General features: G+C 72.9%; 28 protein-coding genes and 1 tRNA gene. 12 read left to right on the top strand and 17 right to left on the bottom strand.

Annotated elements, in window-relative coordinates:
• Nucleotides 1-118: 118 nt before the first annotated feature.
• Nucleotides 119-1,036 carry a LysR family transcriptional regulator gene (locus KIS93_RS59960; protein WP_080040875.1) on the bottom strand — a complete coding sequence of 306 codons (918 nt, stop codon included), beginning with the start codon at nt 1,034-1,036 and terminating at the stop codon, nt 119-121.
• A gap of 167 nt (nt 1,037-1,203) precedes the next feature.
• Here KIS93_RS59960 and KIS93_RS59955 point away from each other — a divergent pair, with 167 nt between their 5' ends.
• From KIS93_RS59955 to KIS93_RS59935, 5 genes are all read left to right on the top strand, one after another.
• Nucleotides 1,204-2,211: a tripartite tricarboxylate transporter substrate binding protein gene (locus tag KIS93_RS59955; RefSeq protein WP_080040876.1), complete on the top strand. Its 1,008-nt coding sequence runs from the start codon at nt 1,204-1,206 to the stop codon at nt 2,209-2,211.
• A gap of 140 nt (nt 2,212-2,351) precedes the next feature.
• On the top strand, nt 2,352-2,897 hold the full coding sequence (locus tag KIS93_RS59950) for a tripartite tricarboxylate transporter TctB family protein (RefSeq protein ID WP_080040877.1): 546 nt from the start codon (nt 2,352-2,354) through the stop codon (nt 2,895-2,897).
• Between the two features lie 9 nt (nt 2,898-2,906).
• Entirely contained in the window at nt 2,907-4,418 is a 1,512-nt protein-coding gene (locus KIS93_RS59945) for a tripartite tricarboxylate transporter permease (RefSeq protein ID WP_080040878.1), read from the top strand.
• Nucleotides 4,415-4,810: a universal stress protein gene (locus tag KIS93_RS59940; RefSeq protein WP_080040879.1), complete on the top strand. Its 396-nt coding sequence runs from the start codon at nt 4,415-4,417 to the stop codon at nt 4,808-4,810. The genes KIS93_RS59945 and KIS93_RS59940 overlap by 4 nt, the downstream gene beginning before the upstream one ends.
• A complete protein-coding gene (locus KIS93_RS59935; RefSeq protein WP_080040880.1) occupies nt 4,807-6,081 on the top strand; it encodes a glucarate dehydratase family protein in 1,275 nt (424 codons plus the stop codon). Before KIS93_RS59940 ends, KIS93_RS59935 begins: the two co-directional genes overlap by 4 nt.
• Nucleotides 6,082-6,133: 52 nt before the next feature.
• Here the strand turns inward: KIS93_RS59935 and KIS93_RS68190 are convergent, their stop codons facing one another.
• From KIS93_RS68190 to KIS93_RS59890, 9 genes are all read right to left on the bottom strand, one after another.
• Complete coding sequence (locus KIS93_RS68190; protein WP_080040881.1) at nt 6,134-7,165, bottom strand: DUF6461 domain-containing protein; 1,032 nt, start codon at nt 7,163-7,165, stop codon at nt 6,134-6,136.
• Between the two features lie 40 nt (nt 7,166-7,205).
• Nucleotides 7,206-7,955: a FadR/GntR family transcriptional regulator gene (locus KIS93_RS59925; protein WP_080046996.1), complete on the bottom strand. Its 750-nt coding sequence runs from the start codon at nt 7,953-7,955 to the stop codon at nt 7,206-7,208.
• A 10-nt stretch (nt 7,956-7,965) separates the two neighbouring features.
• On the bottom strand, nt 7,966-9,090 hold the full coding sequence (locus KIS93_RS59920) for an L-talarate/galactarate dehydratase (protein WP_080040882.1): 1,125 nt from the start codon (nt 9,088-9,090) through the stop codon (nt 7,966-7,968).
• A gap of 4 nt (nt 9,091-9,094) precedes the next feature.
• Entirely contained in the window at nt 9,095-10,216 is a 1,122-nt protein-coding gene (locus KIS93_RS59915) for an L-talarate/galactarate dehydratase (protein WP_080040883.1), read from the bottom strand.
• An 82-nt stretch (nt 10,217-10,298) separates the two neighbouring features.
• Nucleotides 10,299-11,501, bottom strand: coding sequence for a cytochrome P450 (locus tag KIS93_RS59910; protein ID WP_080040884.1), 1,203 nt, complete (start codon nt 11,499-11,501; stop codon nt 10,299-10,301).
• 55 nt (nt 11,502-11,556) lie between these two features.
• Entirely contained in the window at nt 11,557-13,137 is a 1,581-nt protein-coding gene (locus KIS93_RS59905; RefSeq protein WP_080040885.1) for an FAD-dependent oxidoreductase, read from the bottom strand.
• A 34-nt stretch (nt 13,138-13,171) separates the two neighbouring features.
• A complete protein-coding gene (locus tag KIS93_RS59900; protein ID WP_230466385.1) occupies nt 13,172-14,104 on the bottom strand; it encodes a TIGR03620 family F420-dependent LLM class oxidoreductase in 933 nt (310 codons plus the stop codon).
• Between the two features lie 49 nt (nt 14,105-14,153).
• Nucleotides 14,154-14,360 carry a hypothetical protein gene (locus tag KIS93_RS59895; RefSeq protein ID WP_080040887.1) on the bottom strand — a complete coding sequence of 69 codons (207 nt, stop codon included), beginning with the start codon at nt 14,358-14,360 and terminating at the stop codon, nt 14,154-14,156.
• A 15-nt stretch (nt 14,361-14,375) separates the two neighbouring features.
• Nucleotides 14,376-14,648: a hypothetical protein gene (locus KIS93_RS59890; RefSeq protein WP_080040888.1), complete on the bottom strand. Its 273-nt coding sequence runs from the start codon at nt 14,646-14,648 to the stop codon at nt 14,376-14,378.
• A gap of 81 nt (nt 14,649-14,729) precedes the next feature.
• Between KIS93_RS59890 and KIS93_RS59885 the strand changes: the two genes are divergently transcribed.
• On the top strand, nt 14,730-15,602 hold the full coding sequence (locus KIS93_RS59885; RefSeq protein WP_155128109.1) for a hypothetical protein: 873 nt from the start codon (nt 14,730-14,732) through the stop codon (nt 15,600-15,602).
• A gap of 59 nt (nt 15,603-15,661) precedes the next feature.
• Here KIS93_RS59885 and KIS93_RS59880 read toward each other — a convergent pair whose 3' ends face one another.
• The 6 genes from KIS93_RS59880 to KIS93_RS59855 all read right to left on the bottom strand — a co-directional run bounded on the left by KIS93_RS59880 (nt 15,662) and on the right by KIS93_RS59855 (nt 22,298).
• Nucleotides 15,662-18,433 carry an FAD-binding and (Fe-S)-binding domain-containing protein gene (locus KIS93_RS59880; protein ID WP_080040890.1) on the bottom strand — a complete coding sequence of 924 codons (2,772 nt, stop codon included), beginning with the start codon at nt 18,431-18,433 and terminating at the stop codon, nt 15,662-15,664.
• Nucleotides 18,434-18,439: 6 nt separating this feature from the next.
• A complete protein-coding gene (locus KIS93_RS59875; RefSeq protein WP_080040891.1) occupies nt 18,440-19,288 on the bottom strand; it encodes a fumarylacetoacetate hydrolase family protein in 849 nt (282 codons plus the stop codon).
• 11 nt (nt 19,289-19,299) lie between these two features.
• Nucleotides 19,300-20,157: an SMP-30/gluconolactonase/LRE family protein gene (locus tag KIS93_RS59870; RefSeq protein ID WP_080040892.1), complete on the bottom strand. Its 858-nt coding sequence runs from the start codon at nt 20,155-20,157 to the stop codon at nt 19,300-19,302.
• Nucleotides 20,154-20,924, bottom strand: a complete 771-nt coding sequence (locus KIS93_RS59865; RefSeq protein WP_080040893.1) for an IclR family transcriptional regulator — start codon at nt 20,922-20,924, stop codon at nt 20,154-20,156. The genes KIS93_RS59870 and KIS93_RS59865 overlap by 4 nt, the downstream gene beginning before the upstream one ends.
• A gap of 47 nt (nt 20,925-20,971) precedes the next feature.
• Nucleotides 20,972-21,967: a zinc-dependent alcohol dehydrogenase family protein gene (locus KIS93_RS59860; protein ID WP_080040894.1), complete on the bottom strand. Its 996-nt coding sequence runs from the start codon at nt 21,965-21,967 to the stop codon at nt 20,972-20,974.
• A 97-nt stretch (nt 21,968-22,064) separates the two neighbouring features.
• Nucleotides 22,065-22,298: a hypothetical protein gene (locus tag KIS93_RS59855; protein ID WP_080040895.1), complete on the bottom strand. Its 234-nt coding sequence runs from the start codon at nt 22,296-22,298 to the stop codon at nt 22,065-22,067.
• 165 nt (nt 22,299-22,463) lie between these two features.
• Here KIS93_RS59855 and KIS93_RS59850 point away from each other — a divergent pair, with 165 nt between their 5' ends.
• The 5 genes from KIS93_RS59850 to KIS93_RS68185 all read left to right on the top strand — a co-directional run bounded on the left by KIS93_RS59850 (nt 22,464) and on the right by KIS93_RS68185 (nt 25,686).
• Nucleotides 22,464-22,829: a nuclear transport factor 2 family protein gene (locus KIS93_RS59850; protein ID WP_080046997.1), complete on the top strand. Its 366-nt coding sequence runs from the start codon at nt 22,464-22,466 to the stop codon at nt 22,827-22,829.
• Nucleotides 22,830-22,927: 98 nt separating this feature from the next.
• Entirely contained in the window at nt 22,928-23,773 is an 846-nt protein-coding gene (locus KIS93_RS59845; RefSeq protein WP_080040896.1) for an LLM class F420-dependent oxidoreductase, read from the top strand.
• A 65-nt stretch (nt 23,774-23,838) separates the two neighbouring features.
• On the top strand, nt 23,839-24,165 hold the full coding sequence (locus tag KIS93_RS59840; RefSeq protein WP_186405124.1) for a hypothetical protein: 327 nt from the start codon (nt 23,839-23,841) through the stop codon (nt 24,163-24,165).
• A 41-nt stretch (nt 24,166-24,206) separates the two neighbouring features.
• A complete protein-coding gene (locus tag KIS93_RS59835) occupies nt 24,207-24,797 on the top strand; it encodes a TetR/AcrR family transcriptional regulator (RefSeq protein ID WP_168005549.1) in 591 nt (196 codons plus the stop codon).
• A 52-nt stretch (nt 24,798-24,849) separates the two neighbouring features.
• Nucleotides 24,850-25,686: a GNAT family N-acetyltransferase gene (locus KIS93_RS68185; RefSeq protein WP_080040898.1), complete on the top strand. Its 837-nt coding sequence runs from the start codon at nt 24,850-24,852 to the stop codon at nt 25,684-25,686.
• Between the two features lie 61 nt (nt 25,687-25,747).
• Here the strand turns inward: KIS93_RS68185 and KIS93_RS59825 are convergent.
• Nucleotides 25,748-25,824, bottom strand: a tRNA-Pro gene (locus KIS93_RS59825).
• 96 nt (nt 25,825-25,920) lie between these two features.
• Here KIS93_RS59825 and KIS93_RS59820 point away from each other — a divergent pair.
• Nucleotides 25,921-26,346, top strand: coding sequence for a helix-turn-helix domain-containing protein (locus KIS93_RS59820; RefSeq protein WP_080046998.1), 426 nt, complete (start codon nt 25,921-25,923; stop codon nt 26,344-26,346).
• Nucleotides 26,347-26,443: the final 97 nt, after the last annotated feature.

Here is a 26,443-nt window from a genome sequence, read left to right as displayed (position 1 = left end):
TTCACTTGCGGCCGTGGGATTTCTCCGCGCCGCCGGTAAGAACTGTCGCCGACAGGCTAAGGAGGTGGGGCGATACTTGTCCAAGTGCGATTCTGTATCCGGCGATACCCGTAGGGCATCACCCGGCTTCCAGGTCCGGCAGCAGCTCCAGCACGCGGGCCAGCGCCGGGTTGGTGGAGTCGCGGCTCCAGATGACGTGCAGCTCGACCGGCTCGCCGTTGCCCGCCTCGCCGTCCAGGGGGTCGCCGCCGCCGCGTACGAGGTCACAGAAGGCGATGCCGTCCACGCCGAGCGAGCGGGCGCTCGCCGGCGCCAGCGCCACGCCGCGCCCGGCCGCCACGAGCAGGACGGCGGTGAGGATCTGGTGCACCTGCTGCTCGATGCGGGGGTGGGCGTTGGTGAGGAAGCGCACGGTCAGCTCGTGGAAGTAGCGCGACTGGACCGGGTTGTAGCTGATCACCGGCAGGCCGTCGAAGTCGTCGGGCGCGAGCGGGCGGCCCAGCTCGGCCAGCGGATGGCCGAGCGGCACGGCGGCGCACAGCGGCTCGCGGAAGACCACCCGGGAGTCGAGCGTGTCGATGTCGAACGGCGGGCGGGCCAGGCCCAGGTCGAGCTCCCCGCGCAGCAGGCCGTCCACCTGCCCGGCGGTCACCCGCTCGTGCAGGATGACGTCGATCTCCGGCAGCTGCTCCGACAGCCGCCGCAGCAGCGCCCCGAGCATGCTGATGGCCGAGACGGCGGTGAAGCCCAGGCGCACGGTGCCGGCCGCGCCGCTGGCGATGCGCCGCGCCCGGTCGCCGGCGGTGTCGACGAGGGAGAGCATGCGCCGGGCGTCCTCCAGGAAGCCGCGCCCGGCGTCGGTGAGCACGACGCGGCGGTTGTCGCGTTCCAGGAGGGTCACGCCGATCACGCGCTCCAGCTTCTGGATGTGCCTGCTCAGCGGGGGCTGGGTCATGCGCAGCCGATCAGCCGCGCGGCCGAAGTGCAGCTCCTCGGCGACCGCCACGAAAGCCCGGATCTGATCGAGTGTTAGCATGATGCATGAAGAGTATCACTCGATACCGAATTGAGCCTGGACAGGCATCGAGGCTGGTCCATAGTCTCCGGAGACTACAGAGCGGAAACCTTGCCGTAACCTTACGCAACCCCTCTCCGCTGCACGAAGATCCACGGGCGGCACCCGCCCGCACGAAGGAGAAGTCAATGCCGACATCTCGGACAGCCCCCCGTCGCATCCTCCTGGGTGTCGTCGGCGCCGCCGCCGCGGTCGCGCTGACCGCCTGCGGTGGCGTCAAGACGACCTCCTCCGGTGGCGGCGACGGCGAATATCCCACGGGCAACATCGAGTTCAGCGTGGGCGCCTCCGCGGGCGGCTCGACCGACCTCATCACCCGCGCGCTGGCCCAGGGCATCGGCAAGGAGCTCGGCGTCTCCACCCCCGTCCTGAACAAGCCGGGCGCGAACGGCGCGCTGAACGCCAAGGAGCTGCAGTCCGCCAAGCCCGACGGCTACAAGATCGCGGTGCAGAACGCCTCCCTCTTCACGATCACGCCGCTCACGGTGTCGCCCGCCGAGGCCACGAAGATCGACTCGTTCGACGTCATCACCGGCATCTCGCGCGACGACTACGTCATGGCGACCAGCGCCCAGTCCGGCTACAAGTCGATCGACGACCTGAAGAAGGCCGGCAAGACGATCAGGTACGGCACCACCGGCGTCGGCACCGGCGCCCAGCTCGCCTCCGCCCTGACCTTCAAGACGGCCGGCATCGAGTCCACCGCCGTGCCCTTCGACGGCGGCGCCCCCAACCTGACCGCCCTGCTCGGCAACCAGGTGGACGTGTCGACCATGCAGATCGGCGAGGCCATCGAGAACATCAAGGGCGGCAAGCTCGTCCCGCTCGCCGTCTTCTCCAAGGAGCGCATCCCGTTCCTGCCGGACGTCAAGACCGCCAAGGAGCAGGGCTACGACGTCCAGGTGACCCAGTACCGCTTCCTGACCGCGCCCAAGGGCACGCCCGAGAACGTCAAGGCCAAGCTGCTCGACGCGGCCAAGAAGACGTTCGCGACGACGGAGTACAAGAAGTTCAACGAGGAGAACTCCCTCACCCCGATGGAGGTCTCCCCGCAGGAGGTCCTCACCTCCCTGCAGAACGACTCCGCCACGTTCAAGGCGCAGCTCGACAAGTACGGCATCAACCTGGCCGGTTGACGAGGGAGCGGCGGGCGGGCGCACCGGCCGCCCGCCGTCCCCCCTCCGCTTCTCGCCGCCGCTTCCGCGCTGTTTCCGCGCCGCTGCCCTGCCGCTTCCGGCGCCGCACGAAGCCCGCGCACTAAGGAGTGTTGAAACCCATGTCCGACCCCACGCAGCCGCCGGGCGCGGCGCCCGAGCAGGCCGGCCTCGATCTCCAGGAGGAGACCGAACGGCTCCAGGCCGAGCTGGAGGAGGCCAGGCCGCCGCACGCGGGCCCGATCTCGCAGATCGCGGCCGCCGTCGTGGCGCTGGCCGTCGGCGTCTTCGGTGCGGTCGGCTCGTACGCGCTCGGGCTCGGGCGGCTCACCCAGCCCGGGCCCGGCCTGTGGCCGTTCGCCATCAGCGTCGTCATCATCGTGCTGTCGGCCGTGCTCGTCGTCACCGGGCGCGGCCTCCAGGACACCGAGCGGTTCTCCCGCTCCAGCCTGCTCACCGCCGCCGGCCTGGTGACACTCGTCGGGCTCGCCGCGCTGCTGCCGGTGATCGGCTTCGAGATCCCCTCGCTGCTCCTGATGTTCATCTGGCTGCGCTGGCTGGGCAAGGAGTCGTGGCGCTCCTCCATCGTGATCAGCATCGGCGCCGTGGCCGCGTTCTACGTGCTCTTCGTGCTGCTGCTGCAGATCCCGCTCCCTCGCCTCATCTGAGAAAGTCACATGGACATCTCCCCGATCCTCGACGGTTTCGGCGTCGTCCTTGAGCCGACGAACCTGCTCTACTGCCTCATCGGCGTCATCATCGGCATGCTCATCGGCGTGCTGCCCGGCCTCGGCCCCGGCGCGACCATCGCCATCCTGCTGCCGATCACGTACGGCATCGGGCCCGTGTCGGCGATCATCATGCTGGCGGGCATCTTCTACGGCGCCCAGTACGGCGGCACCATCACCTCGGTCCTGCTCCGCCTGCCCGGCGAGGCGTCCTCGGTGGTCACCGTCTTCGACGGCTTCGCGCTGGCCAAGCAGGGCAAGGCGGGCACGGCGCTGGGCATCGCGGCCATCGGCTCGTTCATCGGCGGCACCGTCTCGATCATCGGCCTGACGCTCGTCGCCCCGGTCGTCGCCGGGTTCGCGCTCGACTTCGGGCCGCCCGAGTACGCCGCCCTCGGCATCCTCGGCGTGCTGCTGATCTCCTCCATCGGCAACGGCAACAAGCTCAAGGCCATCATCGCCGCCTGCGTCGGCCTGCTCATCGCGACCGTCGGCCGCGACACCTTCACCGGCGCCGAACGCTTCACCTTCGGCAGCCTCAACCTGGCCGAGGGCATCGACTTCATCCCGATCGCCATGGGACTGTTCGGCCTCAGCGAGATCCTCTACAACCTGGAGGAGCGGCACAACCAGGTGCACGCGCCGGCCAAGGTCGGCAACGTGTGGCCCTCGCGCAAGGACCTCGGGCAGGCGAGCGGCGCCATCGGGCGCGGCTCGCTCATCGGGTTCGTGCTGGGCGTGCTGCCCGGCGGCGGCGCCGTGCTGTCGTCGCTGGCCGCGTACGCGCTGGAGAAGCGGCGCGCCAAGCAGCCCGAGCGCTTCGGCAAGGGCGCCGTCGAGGGCGTCGCCGCGCCGGAGACCGCCAACAACGCCGCCGCCACCTCCTCGTTCATCCCGCTGCTGACGCTCGGCATCCCGGCGAACGCGACGATGGCGCTGATGTTCGGGGCGCTGCTCATTCAGGGCATCCAGCCGGGGCCGCAGCTCGTCACCGAGCACCCCGACGTGTTCTGGGGCGTCATCAACTCGATGTACATCGGCAACATCCTGCTGCTGATCATGAGCATCCCGATGGTCGGCGTGTTCGTGCGCATCCTGCGGGTACGGCCCGCCATCATGGCCCCGATCACCGTGCTCATCACGCTGCTCGGCGCGTACACCGTGCGCAACCAGGTCTACGACATCTTCCTGGTGATCGCGTTCGGCGTGCTGGGGTACCTGATGAAGAAGTTCGGCTTCGAGCCGGGGCCGCTGGTGCTCGCGTTCGTGCTGGGCTCGATGATCGAGAGCTCCGCCCGCCAGGGGCTGCTCATCTTCGGCGGCGACCCGACCGGCTTCGTCACCCGCCCCATCTCCGGGACGATCTTCGCGCTGATCCTGGCGGTGGCGGCCTGGCCGCTGATCCGCAAGGCGCTGCCCCGCAAGACCTCCGTCGAACGTGTTGAGGAGAAGATCAAATGACCATCCTCGTCGGGTACCTGCCCACGCCCGAGGGCGAGGCCGCCGTCGACGCGGGCCTGCGCGAGGGCGCGCTGCGCGGCGAACGCGTGATCATCGTCAACTCGCCGCGCCGGGGCGCCCCCGTCGACGAGCACATGATCGACGACGCCGCCGGGGCCGAGCTGCTGCGCCGGGCGCGCGCGGCCGGGGTCGACGCCGAGCTGCGCCAGCCGCTGCACGACGACGACCTGCCCGAGACGTTCGAGGCGCTGGTCAAGGAGACCGGGGCGACGCTCGTCGTGATCGGGCTGCGGCACCGGTCGCTGGTCGGCAAGTTCATCATGGGCAGCGAGGCGCAGCGCATCCTCATGGAATCGACCGTCCCCGTCCTGACCGTGAAGGCGGCCCAATGAGCGTTCGCGAGGCCGGGCGGATCAGCCGGGTCACCGTCACCCCCGTCGCCTTCCGCGACCCTCCCCTGCTCAACGTCGTCGGCGTGCACCAGCCGTACGTGCTGCGCACCATCGTCCAGGTGCACACCGACGAAGGGCTCGTGGGGCTCGGCGAGACGTACGCCGACCAGGGCCACGTGCGGCGGCTGGAGGCCGTGGCCGCCGCCCTGCCCGGCGCGGACGTCTTCGACCAGCACGCGCTGCGCCGGATCGTCAGCGAGACGCTCGGCGCCGCCACCGGGGGCGCGGGCGCCAGCTTCGGCGGCATGCTGGAGGTCTCCAGCGCCGTCGACACCGTGGTGTCGCCGTTCGAGGTGGCGCTGCTCGACCTCCAGGGCAAGGCGCTCGGCCGGCCCGTCAGCGACCTGCTCGGCGGCGCCGTCCGCGACCGCGTGCCGTACTCGGCGTACCTGTTCTACAAGTGGGCCGGCCACCCCGGCCACGACGAGGACACGTGGGGCGAGGGCCGCACGCCCGAGCAGCTGGTCGCCCAGGCGCGCCGGATGGTCTCCGAGTACGGCTTCACCGCCATCAAGCTCAAGGGCGGCGTGTACGAGCCGCGCCACGAGCTCGAGACCGTCGAAGCCCTCGCCGCCGCCTTCCCCGACCACGCCCTGCGCATCGACCCCAACGGCGCCTGGACCGTCGAGACCTCGATCAAGGTGGCCGACCGGCTCTCCGGCGTCCTGGAGTACCTGGAGGACCCGACGCCCGGCATCCCCGGCATGGCCGAGGTCGCCAAGCACACCTCACTCCCCCTGGCCACGAACATGTGCGTGATCGCGTTCGAGCACCTCAAGCCGGCGGTGGCCGCCGACGCCGTCCAGGTCGTGCTCTCCGACCACCACCTGTGGGGCGGCCTGCGCCGCTCGGCCCTGCTGGGCGGCATCTGCGAGACGTTCGGCATGGGCCTGTCCATGCACTCCAACTCCCACCTCGGGGTCAGCCTCGCCGCCATGACCCACCTGGCCGCCGCCACCCCCAACCTCACCTACGCCTGCGACACCCACTACCCGTGGAAGACGGAGGAGGTCATCAAGCCCGGCGCCCTGCAGTTCACGGACGGCGCCGTCACCGTCCCCACCGGCCCCGGCCTGGGCGTGGAGCTGGACGAGGACGCACTGGCGATGCTGCACGAGCAGTACGTGCGGTGCGGGCAGCGGGGCCGCGAGGACACCGCGTACATGCGCACGATCGTCCCCGACTTCACCCCGAACACGGCCCGCTGGTAACCCCGCGTCCCCCTGCCGCCCGGCCAGTCAGCCCAGGATCGCGCCCGGCTGCTCAGCCCAGGAGCCGCAGCAGCCCGGCGCGGACCTCGTCCCACCCGGCGCCGAGCGCGAGACCGGCGTGGTGGAAGGCGTCGAAACCCTTCGCCCGGTGCCCCGGCCCGCCGGCCAGGACCGTCAGGGCCCGGCCGGCCTGCATGCGACGCCAGCGCGGATCCTCCTCCTGCGGGACCTCGCCCTCCCGCTCCCGCCAGGCGCCCGTCAGCGGCCAGGTCAGCTCCTCCCTCAGCCGGTCGGCGTCGCTGAACGCGGAACGGCGGGCCAGACTCTCCAGGACGTCATCGGCGACGGCGTACTCGCCGAGCCCGAACCGGCCACGCAGCTCACCGGCGAGCTCACGTATCACCGCCCACTGGGCGGAGGCACCGGCCCGCGCGAAGCTCCGGCGCAGCACCGTGTCAGGATCGTCCAGCGGCTCCGCCGTCGCCCCCGGTGGAGCGGGACGGGCCAGCACGGCGTAGGGATGCGGGCTTCCCAGCCACTGCGAGGTGAGGCGCACGCCGGTGTAGAGCTCGACCGCCACGAGCGCCCCCTGCTGCCATTCCTCGTCATCGGCGGCGACGACCCCCTCCAACGCGGCCACACCCGGCGCCACCTCCGCCGTCACCTCCCCATCCCGGTCCTCCGGCTCCATCGCGTCGACGGACAGGACGATCCGCCCGCCGGCGGCGAAGGTGAGCCGGTTGTTCCCATCGACGTCCCAGTACACGCCGCAGGCCCTGCCACCGGCGCTCACCCGGCTCAGGCAGGCGGGCGAGGCCGCGAGGTAACCGTTCTGCTCGAAGATCCCGATCCCGCCGGGCGCGAGGCCGACGCTGGGGTGCGGCGGCCCGTCGGGCGGCACCTCCCACGGGCTCACCGCCTCGCGCAGGGAAGTGCGGGGGCGCCCGTGCAACCGGTCGGCGACGCCCTGGACGTCCAGGTTCGGCGCCGTGACCGCGACCCAGCACAGGGCGACGCTCAGCCTGGGGTCGCCGGCGAGCAGGGCACGGTAGTGACGCAACACGTCGAGAGGGGGCGCGGCCATGCGCCCATCCTGCCGTGCGGGCCGCTGCCCCGCCGCCGGCTCAGGGCGCCTGGAGGCGGGCGCGGGAGTTCGACAGGTGGAGGCGCATGGCGGCGCGGGCGGCGGCGGCGTCCTGGGCGGCGATGGTGCGGTAGATGTTCTCGTGTTCGAGCGTCACCCGCGTGAAGTGGGTGGCGTCCGACACCGTGTAGACGTGCTCCAGGCGGGTGCGGGGCAGCATGATCATCATGGGGCCGAGCGAGGCCAGCAGGTCGGAGTAGAAGCGGTTGTTCGCCGCGAGGGCGATCTTGAAGTGGAACTCGAAGTCGGCCTCCACGGCGTTGCTGGGCTGCTCGCCGGAGCGGCCCAGGTCGACAAGGGCGCGTTCGATGGCCTTGAGCTGCAGGTCCGTACGCCGCTGCGCCGCCAGGCCGGCCGCCTCCGACTCGATGCCGATGCGGAAGTCGATCATGTCGAGGATGTCGCGGTGGGTCCGCACCTGCGACGCCTCCACCGAGAACGCCGTGGAGGCGGGCAGGGCCAGCACGAACGAGCCGCGCCCCTGGAAGGTCTCGACGAGCCCGGCGGCCTGCAGCCGGGAGACGGCCTCGCGCACCACCGTGCGGCTGACGCCGAACTCCTGGATCAGGGACGACTCCGTGGGGAGCTTCTGGCCGGGCTGGATCTCGCCGGCCAGGATGCGGGCCTTGAGCCGTTCGACGAGCTCGTGCGCGAGCCCGCGACCGGTGTCGCGATCAAGCCTGCGATCCGAAGGGCCGGGGTCGCGGGCGGGCTTGGGGTCTGGCGGCACGGCGGACAATCTACCGGCCGTTCAGGTGGAACTCGACCTGGTCAAGCCGCCAGTCCCGCGCCCGTCCCGCCAGGCTCAGCCCGAGCCCCGGACGGTCGGGCACGGCGATGCGGCCGTCCGCGATCTCCAGGCGCTCCTCGAAGAGGGGCGAAAGCCATTCGATGTGCTCGACCCAGGAGTCGCGCGGGCAGGCGGCGGCGAGGTGGACGTGGATCTCCATCACGAAGTGCGGCGCGACCTGGAGGCGCGCGTGGTCGGCGAGCGCGGCGACCTTGAGGTACGGGGTGATGCCGCCGACGCGCGGCACGTCGGGCTGGAGATAGTCGACGGCCCGCAGGTCGATGAGCCGGACGAGGTCGGGGATGCTGGAGAGCATCTCGCCGGTGGCGATGGGGGTGTCGAGGGCGGCGGCGAGCTGGGCGTGCCCTTCGGCGTCGTACGCGTCCAACGGCTCCTCGATCCACACCAGCCCGAACTCTTCCACCGCCCGCCCGAACCGGAGGGCGCTGGGCCGGTCCCACTGCTGGTTGGCGTCCACCATCAGCGGCACCCCGTCACCGATGTGCTCGCGGACAGCGGTCAGGCGCCGCAGGTCCTCGGCCATGGCGGGCTGGCCGACCTTGATCTTGATGCCGCCGATCCCGCCGGCCAGCGACTGCGTGGCCTTCTCCGTGACCTCCTCGATCGGGGCCTGGAGATAGCCGCCGGAGGTGTTGTAGACGCGCACGGAGTCGCGGTAGGCGCCGAGCAGCTTGGCCAGCGGCAGCCCCGCCCGCTTCGCCTTCAGGTCCCACAACGCCACGTCGATCGCGGCCAGCGCCTGCGTGGCCACCCCCGACCGGCCCACCGAGGCGCCCGCCCACAGGAGCCGGTCGTAGAGACGCCCGATGTCGGCGGGGTCCTCGCCCAGAAGGAGCTCGCCGACCTCCTTGACGTGCGCGAACTGCGCCGGCGTGCCGGCCCTGGTCGTGTAGGAGAACCCGAGCCCCGCGATCCCATCCGCAGTGGTGATCTCGCAGGTCAGGACGTCGATCCGGGACAGGGGGCGCTGCCGCCCCGTGGCCACCTTGGCGTCGCTGACCGGCCGGGCGAGGGGCACGGCGTGGCGGCCGAAGCGTACCGACTGGACGCGCACGGGCTCAGGCCCGCCCGAACGCGACGGAGTCCACCGTCCACTTGCGGCACTGCTCGCTGAGCGTGAACCCGAGCCCGGGGCGGTCCGGCACGATCATGCGGCCGTCGCGCGTCTCCAGGCGCTCGTTGAACAGCGGGTTCAGCCACTCGAAGTGCTCCACCCACGGCTCGCGCGGGTAGGCGGCGGCCAGGTGGAGGTGGATCTCCATGGCGAAGTGCGGCGCGAGCTGCAGGCCGGCGTGGTCGGCGAGGGTGGCCAGGCGTAGGAACGGGGTGATGCCGCCGACGCGCGGGGCGTCGGGCTGGATGATGTCGGCGGCGCGGGCCTCGATGAGGCGGACGTGCTCGGCGACGCTGGAGAGCATCTCGCCGGTGGCGATGGGGGTGTCGAGGGCGGCGGCGAGCTGGGCGTGCCCTTCGGCGTCGTACGCGTCCAGCGGCTCCTCGATCCACACCAGCCCGAGCTCTTCCACCGCCCGCCCGAACCGCAGCGCGCTCGGCCGGTCCCACTGCTGGTTGGCGTCCACCATCAGCGGCACGTCGTCCCCGATGTGCTCGCGGACGGCGGCCAGCCGGCGCAGGTCCTCCTTCATGTCCGGCTGCCCCACCTTGATCTTGATGCCGCCGATGCCGTCGGCCAGCGACTGGGTCGCGCGCGCCTTGACCTCCTCGATCGGCGCGTGCAGGAAGCCGCCGGAGGTGTTGTACGTCCGGACGGAGTCGCGGTAGGCGCCGAGCAGCTTGGCCAGCGGCAGCCCGGCCCGCTTCGCCTTCAGGTCCCACAACGCCACGTCGATCGCGGCCAGCGCCTGCGTGGCCACCCCCGACCGGCCCACCGAGGCGCCCGCCCACAGCAGCGACTCGTACACCTTGCCGATGTCGGACGGGTCCTGCCCGATCAGGTTCTCGCCGACCTCCTTGGCGTGGGCGTACTGGGCGGGGCCGCCGGCCCGCTTGGAGTAGCTGAAGCCGGTGCCGCTGTGGCCGTCCTCGGTGGCGATCTCGGCGAACAGGAAGGCGATCTCGGTCATCGGCTTCTGCCGCCCGGTGAGGACCTTGGCGTCACTGATGGGGACGTCGAGCGGGAGCGTGACGGAGGAGAGCGCGACGTGGCGGATGCGGTCCATGGGGATCCTCGACGGGGGTCGGCGGCAGATTCATCCGTCATCGTACGAGTCCATAAGTCGTATGACAACATGGCCTCCCCGCTCAGTCGATCCCGTCGTACTCCACCACCAGGTGACGCGGCCCGCGCAGGACGGCGCTGGGCCGGTACGGCGGCGGGTCCGCCACCAGGCGCGGCCCGCGCAGCCGGCGGACGAGCTCCTTCAGCACGATCTGCGCCTCCAGCCGGGCCAGCGGCGCGCCGAAGCAGTAGTGCACGCCGCCGCCGAAGCCCAGGTGCTCGTTGCGCGGCCGATCGACGTCGAACTCGTCGGGACGGTCCACGTGCGCCGGGTCGCGGCTGCCCGCCGCCATGGCCAGCACGATCGGCGCCCCCGCCGGGATCGTGGTGCCCGCGATCGTGATGTCGTCCAGCGCCACCCGGGACGACACGAACTGCACGGGCGGCTCGAAACGCAGCAGCTCCTCCACCGCCGGGATGATCAGCTCGGGGTCGTCGCGCAGCCGGCGCAGCAGGTCGGGGCGGCGCAGGAAGGTGAGCATGCCGTTCGCGATCAGGTTGATCGTGGTCTCGTGCCCGGCGATCAGCAGCAGCACGGACGTGGCCACCGCCTCGTCCCTCGTCATGCCGCCGGCGGGGCCCCGGTAGGTGATGAGCCCGGACAGCATGTCCGCGCGCGGCGCCCGCTCGCGGGCCTCGGCGAGCCCCGCCAGGTAGCGCGACAGCTCCATGGCCGCCGCCTTGCGGGCCCGCTCGCGTTCCGCCCGGTCCTCCTCCCCCGGCCCGAGCGTCTCGACGACCTCGTCCGCCAGGGCGTGGAAGCGCGGCTCGTCCTCCTCGGGAACGCCGAGCAACGCGCAGATCACCGCGACCGGCAGCGGGTAGGCGACCTCGTCCACGATGTCGGCCCTGGTCCTGCCCTTGAGGGCGTCGATCAGGGCGGTGGTCAGCTCCAGCATCTTCGGCCGCAGGCGCTCGACCGTCTCCGGCGAGTGCGGCGGGCCGAAGTGGCGCATCGCCAGGCCGCGCAGCCGGTCGTGCTCGGGAGAGTCGAGCCCGATGAAGGACGGGTTGAAGTCGTCCTGCTCGGCGGGCGCGCCGGCGCTCAGGTTGCGGCGGTCGGAGCTGACGCGCGGGTCGTGCAGCAGCGCGACGATCTCGCGGTAGGTGCTGACCAGGTACGTGCCGTCCTCCTGCACCGTCACCGGGCTCTCGCGCAGCGCGCCGAAGTACCGGTACGGGTCGGGACGGGCGGCGGGGTCGAGGATCTGCTTCAGGACGTTCACGGATCTCCTTCGGGCTCAGCCCGGATGGACGAGCGAGGCACGGCGTTCGGCGGGCTCAGCCCGGATGGACGAGCGAGGCACGGCGTTCGGCCGGGTCGTGGCCGGTCACCACCACCGTCGCCCCGGCGGTGGCCACCAGCCGCTCGGGCACGCGCGCGGGCACCGGCCCGCCGTCCGCTCCCCCGCCCACGTGGCGGAAATCGGGCGGGAACGGCGCCGCCCGCTCGATCTGGCGCTGGTAGAACTCCAGCCACATGGCCTGGTCGAAGGTGACCGCCGCGGTGATCCGGCCCCGGTAGCCGTAGACCGCCACGAAACGCCGCTCCGCCCGCGAGCCCTGGGCGAAGACGATCTCGTCGGCGAACGTGGGCACGCCGACCGACTTGATGTTCACCCCGAACTGGCTGGACCAGAAGACCGGCACCGACAGGTGCGGCCAGCGGTGCGCCTGGTCGCTGACCATGTTGTGCGCGGCGACCTCGGCCTGCGCGACCGCGTTGCCCCAGTGTTCGAGCGACATGAACTGGTACTCGTACAGCGGGTGCGGGAAGCGGGCGATGTCGCCGGCCACGAAGACGTCGTCGGTCACCAGGCCGTTGCTGTCGACGGCGCGGCAGCCCGCGTCGCAGGCCACCCCCCACGCGCCGACGGCCAGGCCGGAGTCGCGCAGCCATTCGACGTTGCGCACGGAGCCGAGCGCCACCACGGCCACGTCCGCCTCGATCGTGCTGCCGTCCGACAGCCGCGCGCCGGTCAGCCGCCCGCCGTCGCCTTCGAGAGCCGTGACGGTCGTGCCGCAGCGCAGGTCCACGCCGTGCTCGCGCTGCAGCTGCGCGGCCACGTCCCCGATGACGCCGCCCATCGCGTTGTGCAGCGGGGCGGGGCCGCGCTCGACCAGCGTCACCGGCAGCCCCAGCTCGCGGCAGACCGAGGCGATCTCGCTGCCGGTGAACCCGCCGCCCAGGATCAGCACGCGGCGCGGCCCGGCGCCCAGCGCCCGCCTGAGCGCGGCCGCGTCACGCGCGTCCCGCAGCGTGTGGACGCCTTCCAGCGCCGCCTCGGCCTCGTCCGGCCAGGGGCGGGCGCGGGTGCCGGTGGCCAGCAGGACCCGGTCGAAGCCCACCTCGCGGCCGTCGGCCAGCAGGACCCGCTTGCCCGCCACGTCCAGCGCGGCGGCCGGCGTGCCGCACAGCCACTCCGCGTCGATCTCGCGCAGGCGCGGCAGCAGGGTGTGCTCGGGCGGCACCTGGCCGGTCAGCACCTGCTTCGACAGGGGCGGCCGGTCGTACGGCTCGCCCGCCTCCGCGCCGATCATCGTCAGCCTCCCGGCGAACCCCTCCCGCCGCAGCACCTCCGCCGCCCGCGCCCCGGCCAGCGACGCCCCGACGATCACGATGCGGCCGTCCTCCATGACCGGCGCCCATTCGCGATCGTCGTTCGGGGTGCTCGCCGTCCGGTCGAGGTGGATGGCCTGCACCGGGCAGGCGGCCGCCGCCCGCAGCACGTGCTCGCGCCGCTCGTCGGCGGGCTGCAGGTCGTACAGGAGCGCCTCCTCGTGCATGGTGAACACGTCGGGTGCCAGGAACACGCACTGCCCGTACCCCTGGCAGCGCGTCAGATCGACGACGACTCGCACAAGCCCGTTTCCCTTCTCGCGGCGGCGCGGCGGCTCAGATCGTGACGATGTCCGCCCGGGCCAGGATGCGCAGGTGGTCCAGCAGCTCCTCGGCGCTGCCCGTGAGCGGCTGGATGCAGACGTGGTCGGCGCCCGCGTCGAGGTGCGCCTGGACCCGCCCGGCGATCACCTCCGGATCGCCCCACACCACGACGGCGTCCACCAGCGCGTCGCTGCCGCCGTCTGCCAGGTCCTCGTCCGTCCAGCCCAGCTCGCGCAGGTTGTTGGCGTAGTTCGGCAGCGCCAGGTACCGCGTGGTGAACTGGCGGGCGATGCTCCGCGCCCGGTCGCGATCGGTCTCGAGCAGGACGGTCTGCTCCGGCGCCAGCAGCGGCTCAGGCCCGAGCACGGCCCGCGCGCGGGCGGTGTGGTCGGGCGTGACGAAGTACGGATGCGCGCCGGACGCCCGGCTCGCGGCCAGCTCCAGCATCTTTGGCCGGAGCGCGGCCAGCACCCGCGGCGGCGGCTCCGGCAGCGGGCCCACGTACTCGGTGGCGTCCATGGCGTCGAGGTAGTGGCGCATGGCCGTGACCGGCCTGCGGTAGTCGTGCCCGCGCGCCGACACCGCCGGCGCGTGACTGACCCCGAGCCCGAGCACGAACCGGCCCTCGTACGCCTCGGCGAGCGCGTTCGCGCCGTTCGCGGCGGCCGTCGGGTCGCGCGCCCAGATGCTCGCGATGCCGGTCGCCACCGTGAGCGCGCTCGTGGCGCCCAGCAGGATCGCCGCGTGGGCCAGCGACTCCTTGCCGTTCGGCGTCTCGCCGATCCACAACGCCTTGAAGCCCAGGCTCTCGATCTCCGCCGCGGCCTCCCGCTCGACCGCGGCCGGCTCCCTGGTGAGGGTGGCGTTCCACACCCCCACCCGCCCCAGGCGCTCCTTCAGCGCCTCGATCCCGCTCGTCCCCGGCATCGCGCCCCACCACCTCATCGACCGGACCATGCGAGATCCACCCTAGGCAGGGCATGGTCGAGGAAGGTTAATGACGTGCCGTACTCGCGGCCATCCCCGTCCCGGGCCGCTCCGCGATCACCCCGCCGTCGGCGAGAACCGCCAGGAACAACCCGAGGCACAGCAGCGCCACGGGCCACACCTTCTGGGTGAGGGCGAGAACGAGACCGGCGAAGAGCGCCACGAGGGCGAGGATGTCGAGGGCGTGCATGATCAGGCCCCTGCCCGCTCGCACGGATCTCAGGCCGGGTTACACGGATCTGACCCAGGAACGTGCCGTTCTGGGCGGCATCGCCAGCTCGTCCTGCACGAGCCGGACCGCGGCCTCCTCATGCCCGCGCACCTTGAGCTGGCGGACGCGGCCGATCAGGTCGGTGGCTCTGAGGACGTCCGTGTACTTGAGCACGCGGCGTATCCGCCACGACTGCACGGCCTTGACCACGAACATGATCACGAATGACACGAAAAGCGTCACGAATACCGCCACGAAGGCGCCGCCCAGTAAACCGGGGTCGATGGTCATGGCGCGATCCTAAGCGCCTCTGATCCTCGGGCGGTCGCTGTCGATTTGAACCGATCGCCGCTCGTGATCGTCATGAGCGGTATGAGATCACGTGGGACCGCCGTCCCGGTGCTGGCGCTGGTGGTGGGGCTGGCGTCGGCGGCATGCGGGGGAGTGGGGGCCGGGCAGGCTCGGGAGACGGCGTCCGACACGGCGTCCGACACGGCGTCCGACACGGCGTCCGACACGGCGTCCGATCCAGCGCCCGAGACGGCGTCCAGGGCGGCGTCGCAGGCGGCCGGCGCCGCCGGGCGGCCGGTGGCCGAGTGGCTGCGGTTGGGGGGTCTGCGGGCGCCGGCCCTCAGCGCGTTGCGGCCGCCGTCGCTGGTCGTCTACGACGGCGGGCTGGTCGTCGCCGACGCCGCCCGTCAGTTGCGGCTTCCGCCCGCCCAGGTCGCCGCGCTGGTCGAGGAGCTGGAGCGCGACCTGGCCGGGCAGCCCGCGACCGCCTCCCCGCGGCCGGGCTCGCCGACGGTGTACGACGTGCCGGCCACGGTGCTCGGCGTGGACTCCGGTGGCGGGATGCGGGAGGTGCACGTGCCGTACCTGGACGTGGCCCCCGACCATTACGACCCGGCGCTCGCCAAGGCCCGCGACCGGCTGAGCGGGCTGGCCGACCGGGTCACCGCGCAGGGCACGGCCTACACCGCCGACCGCGTCCGGCTGTCCGCGGAACGCCTCGGCCGCGCCGACGCCGATGCCGAGCGCTCCGGCCGCGCCGACGCCGATGCCGAGGTGGAGCCGTGGCCGCGTGGCCTGCCGTCCCTTCCGGAGAAGGAGACCGCGGACTACAAGGGCGCCGAGGCGCGGGCGATCGCCCGGCTGGTCCCGGGCGACGGCCGACGGCACGTCTACCGCACCGCGTCGGGCGAGCGGATAGCGCTCTCGTGGCGGTACCTGCTCCCCCACGAGTGACGCTCACATGACGGCCGTCTCCCGCACGCGGCGCGCCCCGGACGGCGGGATCCTGCGGGTCACGGCGTCGTGGCCTGGTCGAGCAGCTCCAGCAGGTGGTGGTACGGCTCGCCGGTGGCGCGGGTGAGGCCGAGCTCGCAGGTGCGGTTGACAGAGGCGTGCGCGGCGAAGTTCCCGGCCCGTACGGCGGCGGCCTCGGCCCGGGTGGCGGAGGCGGTCAGCTCCGGGTGCAGCAGGCCGCGGTCGCCGGCGAATGCGCAGCACTGCCAGCCTTCCGGGACGGTGACCTCGTCGGCGATCGCGCGGGCGACGGCGGTGATGGCGGCGTCGAGCCCGAGGTGGGTGGAGGAGCAGGTGGGGTGGACGGCCAGGGTGGGCAGGCGGCGTTCGACGGTGAGGCGGGGCAGGAGGTGCTCGGCGGTGTAGGCGACGGCGTCGGTCACGTTCAGGCCGATGCGCTGGAAGCCCTCGGTGCAGGAGGCGGCGTCGCTGACGACCGGGACGCGCCCGCCGTCGGTGGCCTTGAGCAGCGCCGCGCGGACGCGACCGGCCATGACCTCGTGCCCGCCGGTGAACCCCTTGGACGACCAGGGCGTGCCGCAGCACAGCCCGCCGATCTCCTCGGGCACGTGCAGCCGCACGCCGGCGCGCCTGGCCAGCCGGGCGAACGCGATCATCACGCCGGGTCCGCCGTCGGCGGGGGCGAACATGGTGTTCAGGCACGACGGGAGGTAGACGACGTCGGCGCCGGGGTCCGGCAGGGGGCGGCGGCGCATCCCGCCGCGCGGCAGGTCGCGGCTCCACTGGGGGACGGCCTCGGGGCCGGCGACCGCGCGGGCGGCGCGGGCGGCGGCCTCGGGCAGCGCGGGCGGGGTGGCGGCGGCGGCGGTGTCGAGGGCGGCGTTCATGGCGCGGGTGATGCCGTCCCAGTGCCGGGCGGCGCTCTTCCAGCCCTGGCGGGCGGCGCGGCCGTGGCGTTCGGCGCGCAGGCGTTTGGTGAGGTCGCCGGTGTTGATCAGGACGGGGCAGGCGGTGGCGCACATGCCGTCCACGGCGCAGGTGTCGAGGGCGTCGTAGCCGTACTCGGCCTCCAGCTCGCGGGCCAGCTCGTGGTCGCCGGCGGCGCGGGCGGCGGCCTGCTCGCGCCTGAGCACGATGCGCTGGCGCGGGGTGGTGGTCAGGTCGCGGCTGGGGCAGACGGGCTCGCAGTAGCCGCACTCGACGCACCGGTCCACCTCGGGCTCGACGGTGACGACGGCTTTGAGGTCGCGCAGGTGGGCGTCGTCGCGGTCGGTGAGCACGACGCCCGGGTTGAGCGTGCCGGCCGGGTCGCACAGGCGTTTGACCTCGCGCATCACCTCGTACAGCTCGTCGCCGTACTGGCGGCGCACGAACGGGGCCATGACGCGGCCGGTGCCGTGCTCGGCCTTGAGCGTGCCGCCCCGCGACAGGACGGCCTCGACCATGTCCTCGGTGAAGGCGGCGTAGCGCTCCAGCTCGGTGTCGAAGCGCTCGTTCAGCATGAAGTGCAGGTTGCCGTCCTTGGCGTGGCCGAAGATGACGCTGCGCTCGTACCGGTGCCGGGCGAACAGGGCGGTCAGCTCGTCGCACAGGCCGGCGAGGGCGGGCACGGGGACGGCGACGTCCTCCAGCAGGGCGGTGGTGCCGCTGGGGCGGGCGCCGGCGACGGAGGCGTACAGGCCCTTGCGGATGTGCCACAGCGCGGCCCGGCCGCCCGCGTCCCTGCTCAGCGCGGCGGGCACGGCCAGTTCCAGCTCGGGCAGCAGTTCCCCGGCCGCGCGCTCGCGCCCCGCGAGCAGGTCTTCCTCGGACTCCTGCCACTCGACCAGGAGGGCGGCGTGCCCGGCGACGTCGAGGGAGCGCAGCAGCTCGCCGGCCTCGGCGTCGGTGCGGGCCACGCGCAGGGACTCGGCGTCCAGCAGCTCGACGGCGGCGGGGTCGGCCTCGACGAGGTGGGGCATGGCGGCCATCGCCGCGTGCAGGGTGGGGAAGACGAGCAGGCCGGTGGCGGCCAGCGGGTGCGCGGGGACGGTGCGGAAGACGGCCTCGGCGACGAAGCCGAGCGTGCCCTCGCTGCCGATGACCAGGTGGGCGAGGATCTGCGCGGGCGTGTCGTGGTCGAGCAGGCTGTTCAGGCCGTAGCCCATGGTGTTCTTGAGCGAGAACTGCGCCTGGATGCGGCGCACCGAGTCCGGATTGTTCCGGACTCGGTCGCGCAGCCTGGCCAGGCCCTCCGCGAGGGCGGGCTCCAGGGTGCGCAGGCGCTCGTCGGCGTCGGGGGCGCCGGTGTCGATGACGGTGCCGCTGGGCAGCACGATCGTCATCGACTCCAGGGTCCGGTACGTGTTGGCGTGCGTGCCGCAGGTCATGCCGCTGGAGTTGTTCGCGACGACGCCGCCGATGGTGCACGCCGACTCGCTGGCCGGGTCGGGGCCGAGCTTGCGCCCGTAGGGGGCGAGGCGGGCGTTGACCTGCCGCAGCACCGCGCCCGGCTGCACCCGCACCCGGGCCCCGCCGTCCAGCACCTCGATGGAGCGGAAGTGCCGCCGCGTGTCGACGAGCAGGTGCTCGCTGACCGCCTGCCCGCTCAGGCTGGTGCCGCCGGAGCGGAACGTCAGCGGCAGCCCGGCGCGCAGCAGCGCCGCGACCTGCTCCACGCTCTCGGGCACCAGGACGGCCTGCGGGGTGAGCAGGTAGTGGGAGGCGTCGTGGGCCAGGCCGAGCCGGTCGCTCGCGCGCGTCCTGGCGATGCCGGGGACGGCGGCCTCCACCCTGGCCAGGACGGCGGGGTCGGGTGCGATCAAAGTCATGGCGCGTTACCGGGGCCCGACGACATGCTGGCGCTGGCTGCCCAGCCCGTCGATGCCCAGCTCCATGACGTCGCCGGGCTGGAGCCAGATCTGCGGGTCGTGGCCCATGCCGACGCCGGGCGGGGTGCCGGTGTTGATCAGGTCGCCGGGCTCCAGGACCATGAACTGGCTCAGGTGGTGCACGATCACGTACGGGTCGAAGATCATCGTCTTGGTGGTGCCGGTCTGGCGGCGCACACCGTTGACGTCGAGCCACATGCCGAGATTCCTGACGTCGGCGATCTCGTCCGGCGTGACCAGCCATGGGCCGGCCGGATTGAACGTCTCGGCGGACTTGCCCTTGCTCCACTGGCCGCCGCGCTCCATCTGGAACGCCCGCTCGCTCACGTCGTTGACCACGCAGTAGCCCGCGATGCGGTCGCGTGCCTCCTCGACGGAGTCGAGGTAGGAGGTGCGCCGGCCGATGACGATGCCCAGCTCCACCTCCCAGTCGGTCTTGGTGGCGCCGCGCGGGATGCGCACGTCGTCGTTGGGGCCGACCAGCGTGTTGGGCGACTTGGTGAACAGGATCGGCTCGTCCGGCACGGCCTGGCCGGTCTCGGCGGCGTGGTCGCTGTAGTTGAGCCCGATGCACAGGATCTGGTGCGGCCGGGCGATCGGCGCGCCGATCCGCTCGCCGGCGAACTCGCGGGCCTCGCCGGCGGCGACCCGCTCGGCCAGCAGCGCGGGGCCGCCCGCGGCGAAGAACCTCTCGTCGAAGTCGGGGGTGACGTCGGAGACGTCGATGTAGTGGCGGTCGTCCACGCGGACGACTGGCTTCTCGGCGCCGGGGGCGCCGATGCGCATGAGGTACACGGGTGTCTCTTTCAGGAGTGGTTCCAGTAGGGCGCGGGCAGGCCGCGCACGCCCACGCGGGCGGTGAACAGGCGGCCGTCGTCCGGCCCCGGCTCGCTCAGGCCGGTGGTGGCGGTGGTGATGACGAGGACGTCGAGGCCGGGGCCCGCGAACACCGGGCAGGACGTGTGCGGCGCGCCGGTCTCGACGACGTCGAGCAGCTCGCCCGCCGTGCTGCGGCACTCGACGCGGCCCAGCCCCCAGTTGGCGATCCACAGGTTGCCCGCGGCGTCGGCGCACATCCCGTCGGGCGAGCCGTCGGTGATCGTGAACGCCTCCCGCCGCGGCCCGGTCTCCCCCGTCTCCGTGTCGTAGTCGCGCACCCAGATCGTGCCGAGGACGGTGTCGACGTTGTAGAGGCGGCCGTCCACCCAGGCCAGGCCGTTGGAGAGCACGAGGTCGGTGTCGAGGTAGGTCAGGCCGGTGCCGTCGAGGCGGGCCAGCACCTCCTGCCCGTAACGGTCGTCCTGCGCCAGGCTGCCGATCAGGAAGCGCCCGGCCGGGTCCACGGCGCCGTCGTTGAGCCGGCTGCGCACCCCCTCCGGCAGCACCCGCGCCAGCTCCTCGCGGCTGCCGTCGGTGCCGACCCTGATCAGCGTGGACTGCGCGGCGACGAGCAGCGTGCCGTCGGCCGCCACCGCGACCGCGCCCACCGTGCCGTCGAAGATGTGGCTGCCGGTGACGGTGATCGCGTCGCCGTCGAGCCGCCCCTCGTACACGGTGCCGGCGACGATGTCGACCCACAGCAGGCGCTGCCGGGCGGCGTCCCACACGGGGCCTTCCCCCAGCGTGTGGACGCCGGCCGAGGCCGGGACGGCGGTGAACGTCACGAATGCTCCTCCCCGGAGACGATGGCGCGGATGGCCGGCAGATCGTCGATGAGCCGCTTCAGCGGCGTGCGGTAGGCCAGGCCGCTGACGCTGATCGCGCCGCTGGGCACGGTGGGCGAGGTCAGGTAGGCCGCGACCGCCACGCAGTTGACGCCCGGCTCGTTCTCCTGGTCGTCGGTGGCGTAGCCCTGCTCGCGGATGCGGGTCAGCTCGGCGTGCAGCTCCTCCACCGTACCGATCGAGCGCTCCGTCGGACGCTCCAGGGTGCGCCCGTCCGCCCACGCCTCGACCGCCTCCCGCGTCGGAAGGGCGTCGGCGAGCAGCACCTTGCCGACCGCGGTGCAGTGCGCCGGGTTGCGCCCGCCCACCACCGAGGTCAGCCGCACCGCCCCGCTGGCCGGGTCGAGCTTCGAGCGGTAGACGACCGAGGGGCCGTCGAGCACGGCGTAGTGCGCCGTCTCGCCGTACCGGTCGCACAGCGCCTTGAGCACCGGCATGACCCGGACGTGGTCGGGCCGCGCCTCGTGGTGCGCGAAGGCCATCCGCAGGAACTCGTCGCCCAGCACGTACCGGCCGTGACCGTGCTGCGCGGCGAAGCCGGCGCGGCGCAGCGCGGCCAGCGCCCGGTGCACCGTCGGCTTGGGGCTCGCCACCGCGCGCGCCATCTCCTCCAGCCCGATGCCGTCGGGGTGGCGCGCCAGCTCGGCCAGCACCGCCAGCACCCGGTCGGAGCCGACGAGCTTGTCCGCGGAGTTCTGCTCGGACATGTTCCGAACCCTAGACCATCGTTCCACCAGGCGAAAGTTCGCCGCGCCTACTGGACGGTGACCACGATCTTGCCGACCTGCGCGTTCGACTCCAGGTGGCGGTGCGCCTCGACGATCTCCCCCAGCTCGAACGTGCGGTCCACGACCGCGCTGAACGCGCCCGAGCGCAGCCCCGACGCCACGAACGCCTCCGCCCGGCGCAGCCGCTCCGGCCGGGTCGTCGTCTCCAGCATCGTGTACGTCCGCATGGACAGCGCCGGCATGCCCAGCTCGATCCCCGGGTAGGGCGTCGGCTGCCCGCTCAGCGCCCCGTACACGAGCAGCTTGCCGTCGTCCGCGACGACCCTGGCCAGGTCCCGCACGCCGGGCCCCGCGACCGCGTCGAGGACGATCTCGGCCCCGCGGCCATCGGTCGCCGCCAGCACCCGCTCCACCACGTCCTCGTCCTCGGTGACGATCACCTCCGCCGCCCCTTGCTTCAGCAGCGCCTCCTTCTTGGCGGCGGTGCGGGTCAGGGCGATCGGGGTGGCGCCGAGGCGGCCGGCGACGTGGATGGCGGCCAGCCCCACGCTGCTGGAGGCCGCGTTCAGCACGACGGTGTCACCGGGCCGCATCCCGCCGGCCTCCATCAGCGCGCCGTAGGCGGTCACGTACGCCATCCACACGGCGGCGCCCTCGACGGCGCCGAGCCCTTCGGGGCGGCGCAGCACCGCCGCCGCGGGGACGATCACGCGCTCGCCGTACACGCCGTGGTCGTTCATGGAGAACGTCTGCACCGTGCTGACCGGCTCCCCCGGCCGCAACCCGGTCACCCCGGCGCCGACGGCCTCGACCACGCCGGCGGCCTCCGTGCCCAAGGTGGCAGGGAAGCGTCTCACGGGCTCGATGTAGTGGCCGGAGCGGAACAGGGACTCCGACCGGTTCAGCCCGATCGCCTCCACCCGGATCCGCACCTCGCCGGGGCCCGGATCGCCCACCTCGACGTCCTCGACCCGCAGCACCTCGGGCCCGCCGAGCTCGTGGAACAACACTTTCCTGGCCATCGCACAGTCCTTCCGCAGCAGGAATGGGAGGCCCACTCCAGCACGGAAGTACGACGGCTGTCAAACTTCGACAGCCGTCGTACTAATGCGGCGACCCCTAGGCGGGGCGCTTGGTCCCCGAGTCGCCGTCGGCCAGCACGAACTGCGGGCGCTTGGTCCCCGAGTCGCCATCGGCCTGCACGCCGCTCACCTGCGGCGTGCGGACCACGGTCGCGGCGTTGCACGGGTCGGACCCGCTGTCCGCCTGCGCCGGGGCGGCGCCCAGCACGAACACGGCGCCCAGGGCCGCCGTCGCCGCGGCGGCACGGCGCGTCCGGGTACGGAACATCATGGGGCTCCTCCAGTGGTCCGGTGATCACGGGCGTGCTGCTCACCAGCATCGGGGTCACACCCCCGGCCGTCCACCCCGGAATGCTTGCTTTTCTGCTAGTTGCGCGCCGCACGTGGTCCCGTATCGTCCCTGCCAACGATCCTGATCACGTGAGGGGTGATCGGCATGTCCGCCGCTGCGATCCGGCACGTCTTCCAGGTGGTCGACTCCTTCGACGCCGACGCGTTCGTGCAACTGCTGGCCGAGGACGCCACGCTCGTCTTCGCCAACGCCGAGCCGGCGACCGGGCGCGAGGCCATCGCCGCCGGGCTGCGCGAGTTCTTCGCCACCATCGGCGGCCTGCGGCACCGCATCGTCAGGACGTGGCAGGTCGGCGACGACAACATCGCCGAGACCGAGGTCACCTACCGGCGCCTCGACGGCAAGGACGTCAGCGTCCCGGCCGTGTCGATCTGGCGCGTCCGCGGCACCGACGGCCTGATCACCGACTACCGCATCTTCGTCGACCTCGCCCCCGTCTACGCCGCCTGATCCATAGCCGGCGGCTATGACAGCAGGTATTGGACGCCGCAGCCGCCACTCGCCGATCATGAGCCCCGTCCGCGAAGTCCCGAAGGACGGAGAACGTGATGGAGCTCGGCGTCAACGGCCTGAACGCCAAGGCCACCCTGGGGCCGGCCGAGACGGCCCGCCTGGTGCGCCTGGCGGAGGACCTCGGCTACCGCTCGTGGTGGGCGGGCGATCACGTGGTGCTGCCCAGCCCGCGCGTGCCCGCCTCCCCCATGGACCCCGAGGACCCGATCCTCGACCCGCTCGTCCACCTCGCCCATGTCGCCGCGCTCAGCACCACGCTCGAGCTCGGCACCGGCATCATCATCCTGCCCCAGCGCAACCCGCTGGTCCTCGCCAAGCAGGCCGCCAGCCTCGACGTGCTCAGCGGCGGCCGGCTGCGGCTCGGCGTGGCCGGCGGCTACCTGGAGCCGGAGCTCGCCGCGCTGGGCGTGCCGATGTCCGAGCGCGGCAGCCGTACCGACGAGTATCTGGACGCGATGCGGGCCCTGTGGATCGCGCCCGCCCCCGTCTCCTACGCGGGGCGGCACGTCTCGTTCGAGGGCCTGGACGCCCACCCGCGGCCGGTCCAGCCGGGCGGCCCGCGGGTCATGATCGGCGGGCACAGCCCCGCCGCGTTCCGAAGGGCCGTGGCCCGCGGGCACGGCTGGATCGGCAACGGCCGCTCCCCCGAGGACCTGGCCGCCGCCCTGGCGGGGCTGGAGAAGGCGGCCACCGAGGTCGAGCGCCCGGCCTGGCTCGGCCGGCTGGAGATCACGTACATGCAGCTCGACCCGGTGGAGGTGGACGCCGCGACCGCGTCGCGCTACCGCGAGCTGGGCGTGGACCGGCTGCTGGTCTACCCGCTGCCCCTGGAGGACCCCGACGACGTGGCCGCGTTCCTGGAACGTCACGCCACCCTCTAGAAAAGTCCCCACATGAGGACTTATGCTGATCCTGACCCCGTCACCCCTGGCGATCAGGAGATGCCATGTACGCAGTCGTACGCCACTACCGCACCACCCCGGGCGCCGTCGAGGCGATGATCTCCGCCGTCGACGACGAGTTCGCCGACCGCGTCCCGCAGCAGGTCGGCGCCGTCCTCTACAGCGCCGTCGACACCGGCGACGGGACGGCCATCACGATCACCGTCTACGAGGACGAGGCGGCGGCCGTCCGGTCGGAGAGCACCGTGGGCGAGCTCCAGCGCGACCTCGGCGAACGCTTCGGCGTCAAGGAGACCTCCGCGCACCGGGGCCAGGTCGTGATCAGCCGGGCGAGCGAGGCCATCGTCCGCCCCGTGCACGCGAGGGCCTAGCCCCTGCGTGGACGGTGGCGCGAGGGGCTAGCCTCACCTGCATGAGCAGGACAGGACGGCGGCCGGGCACCTCCACCACCCGGGAGGAGATCCTGGCGGCGGCGGCCGAGGCGTTCAGCGTCGCCGGCTACGAGGCCACCAGCATGCGGCAGGTCGCCGCCGCGGCCGGGGTCGACCCGGCCCTGGTGCGGCGCTTCTTCGGCGGCAAGGAGCAGCTCTTCAGCGCGGTCGTGACCGACGTGTTCCGGCCGGAGCAGGCCCTGCCCATGCTGCTCGACGGCCCGCGCGCCGGCCTGGGCGAGCGGCTGGCCGCGTACGTGCTGGGGCTGCTGGGCGAGGTGGAGCGCCCCGGCCCGCTGCTCGGCCTGATGCGCTCCGCCGCCACCAGCGCCCACGCCGCCGCCCTGATCAGGACCTTCCTCGCCGACGAGATGCTCGGCAAGCTCACCCGGCAGCTCGGCACCGACCACCCGGAGCTGCGCGCCGCGCTGGCCGCCGCCCAGCTCGTCGGCCTGGCCATCACCCGGTACGCCGTGCGGGTGGACGCCCTGGTCACCGCCGATCCCGCCGAGCTGACCGCCTGGGCCGCCCCGGCACTCCAGCGCTACCTGACCGGCCCGGCCCCTCGCTGACCAGCAGAGCCGCCAGCATCCAGTCACCGACCGGCTCAGGGGGAGCGAGGACATGCCGCACACCGCAGTGCGCGCCGCCACGGAAGGCGACATGCCCGCCGTACGCGGCGTCGCCGAGCGCTTCCGCCTGCTCAGCGGCTGGCATCCCGGCTCCCCCGACTTCCTCGACGCCGAACGCGCCTTCGGCACCCTGCTCCTCGCCCCGGGCGGCGAGGACGGGTCCGCCGCGGGCTTCGGCGGCACCCTCCGCAGGGGCGACCTCACCCACCTGGGCGACCTGTTCGTCCTGCCCGCCCACCAGTCCTCGGGCGTCGGCCGCACCCTCCTGTCCCGCCTGCTGTCCGGCGACGGCCCGAAGGTGACGTTCGCCTCGTCCGATCCCCGCGCGATGAGCCTGTACGTCCGCCACGGCCTGCGCCCGTGGTGCCCGCTGCTCTATCTGACCGGCCCGCCGGCCGGCCTGCCCGCCCCACCCGTCCGGATCACCACCGCCGAGACCACCGCCGAGACCACCGCCGCCCTGGACGCCGACGTCTCAGGCGGGCACCGCGCCGGAACCCTCACCTGGTACGCCGCCCTGCCCGGCGTCACGGCGTACACGACGGACGCCGGCTACGCCTTCGCCCGCACGACCGCCGACGGCACCGTGATCGGCCCGGCGGGCGGCACCACCCCGCACGACTGCGCGACCGCCGTCCTCGGCGCCCTCGCCGCCACCGCTCCCTCGCCGCACCCCGCGAAGCTCGCCGTGCCCGGCCCGCACCCTCTCGTCCCGCTGCTGCTCGGCACCGGCTGGCGCATCGCCGACCTGGACACCTTCATGGCGGACGACGCGGCACTCGCCCTGATCCGTCCGGACCGGTACGTGCCGCACCCGGACCTCGGCTGAACCGCGGACATGCGAAAGGGTGCCACCCGAAGAGTGACACCCTGATCGACCAGCGAGAATCTGGTCGGGACGACAGGATTTGAACCTGCGACCCCTTGACCCCCAGTCAAGTGCGCTACCAAGCTGCGCTACGTCCCGGCTTGTGTCGGCCGCCCGGTGTGGGGCGGGACGTCATAACCTTAGCGCACATCGGAGGTGCGCGCGTACACGGAGAGCGGGAGCGGAGGCGGCCAGGTGGGGCGTAAGGCGACCATTGATCGCAAGGAGCTGGCGCGGCTGGTGGCCGAGGGGATGAGCGTGCAGGAGCTGGCCGCTCACTTCGGCGTCAGCGAGTCGGGGGTGCTGCAGGCCAAGCGGGCCGCCGGGCTGGCGAAGCCGATGCTGGACCACAGCGCCGCCCTGCCGTGGAAGCTGGCGCGCGCGCACGCCCAGTCGGGGCCGGCCACGAACCTGCGTAACCTGTCGGCGGCGGCGCAGGGCAGGCCGCCGGCGGCGGAGCGGCTGAACACGGCGTTGCGGTGGGCGCAGCGGCTGGTGGACGGCGGCCTCGACGTGCGTTATGACGCCGCCGAGGGATTCACAGAGGTGCCGGCCGCCCCTCAGGGCTCACACGTCGCCTCCGTGCTGGCCGCGGCCAGGAAGGCACTTGACAACCGCTGAGAAACGCGTTTCGACCTGCCGTTCGAGGGCAGTCGCTGGTCTCGACACAGAGACCGGAGGCGAACATCATGACCACCTGGGCATGGGTGGCCGTCGT

It is taken from the genome of [Actinomadura] parvosata subsp. kistnae (genome assembly GCF_900323885.1).
GTDB classification, from domain to species: Bacteria; Actinomycetota; Actinomycetes; order Streptosporangiales; family Streptosporangiaceae; genus Nonomuraea; species Nonomuraea composti.
This window is presented reverse-complemented; position numbering and strand designations above follow the sequence as displayed.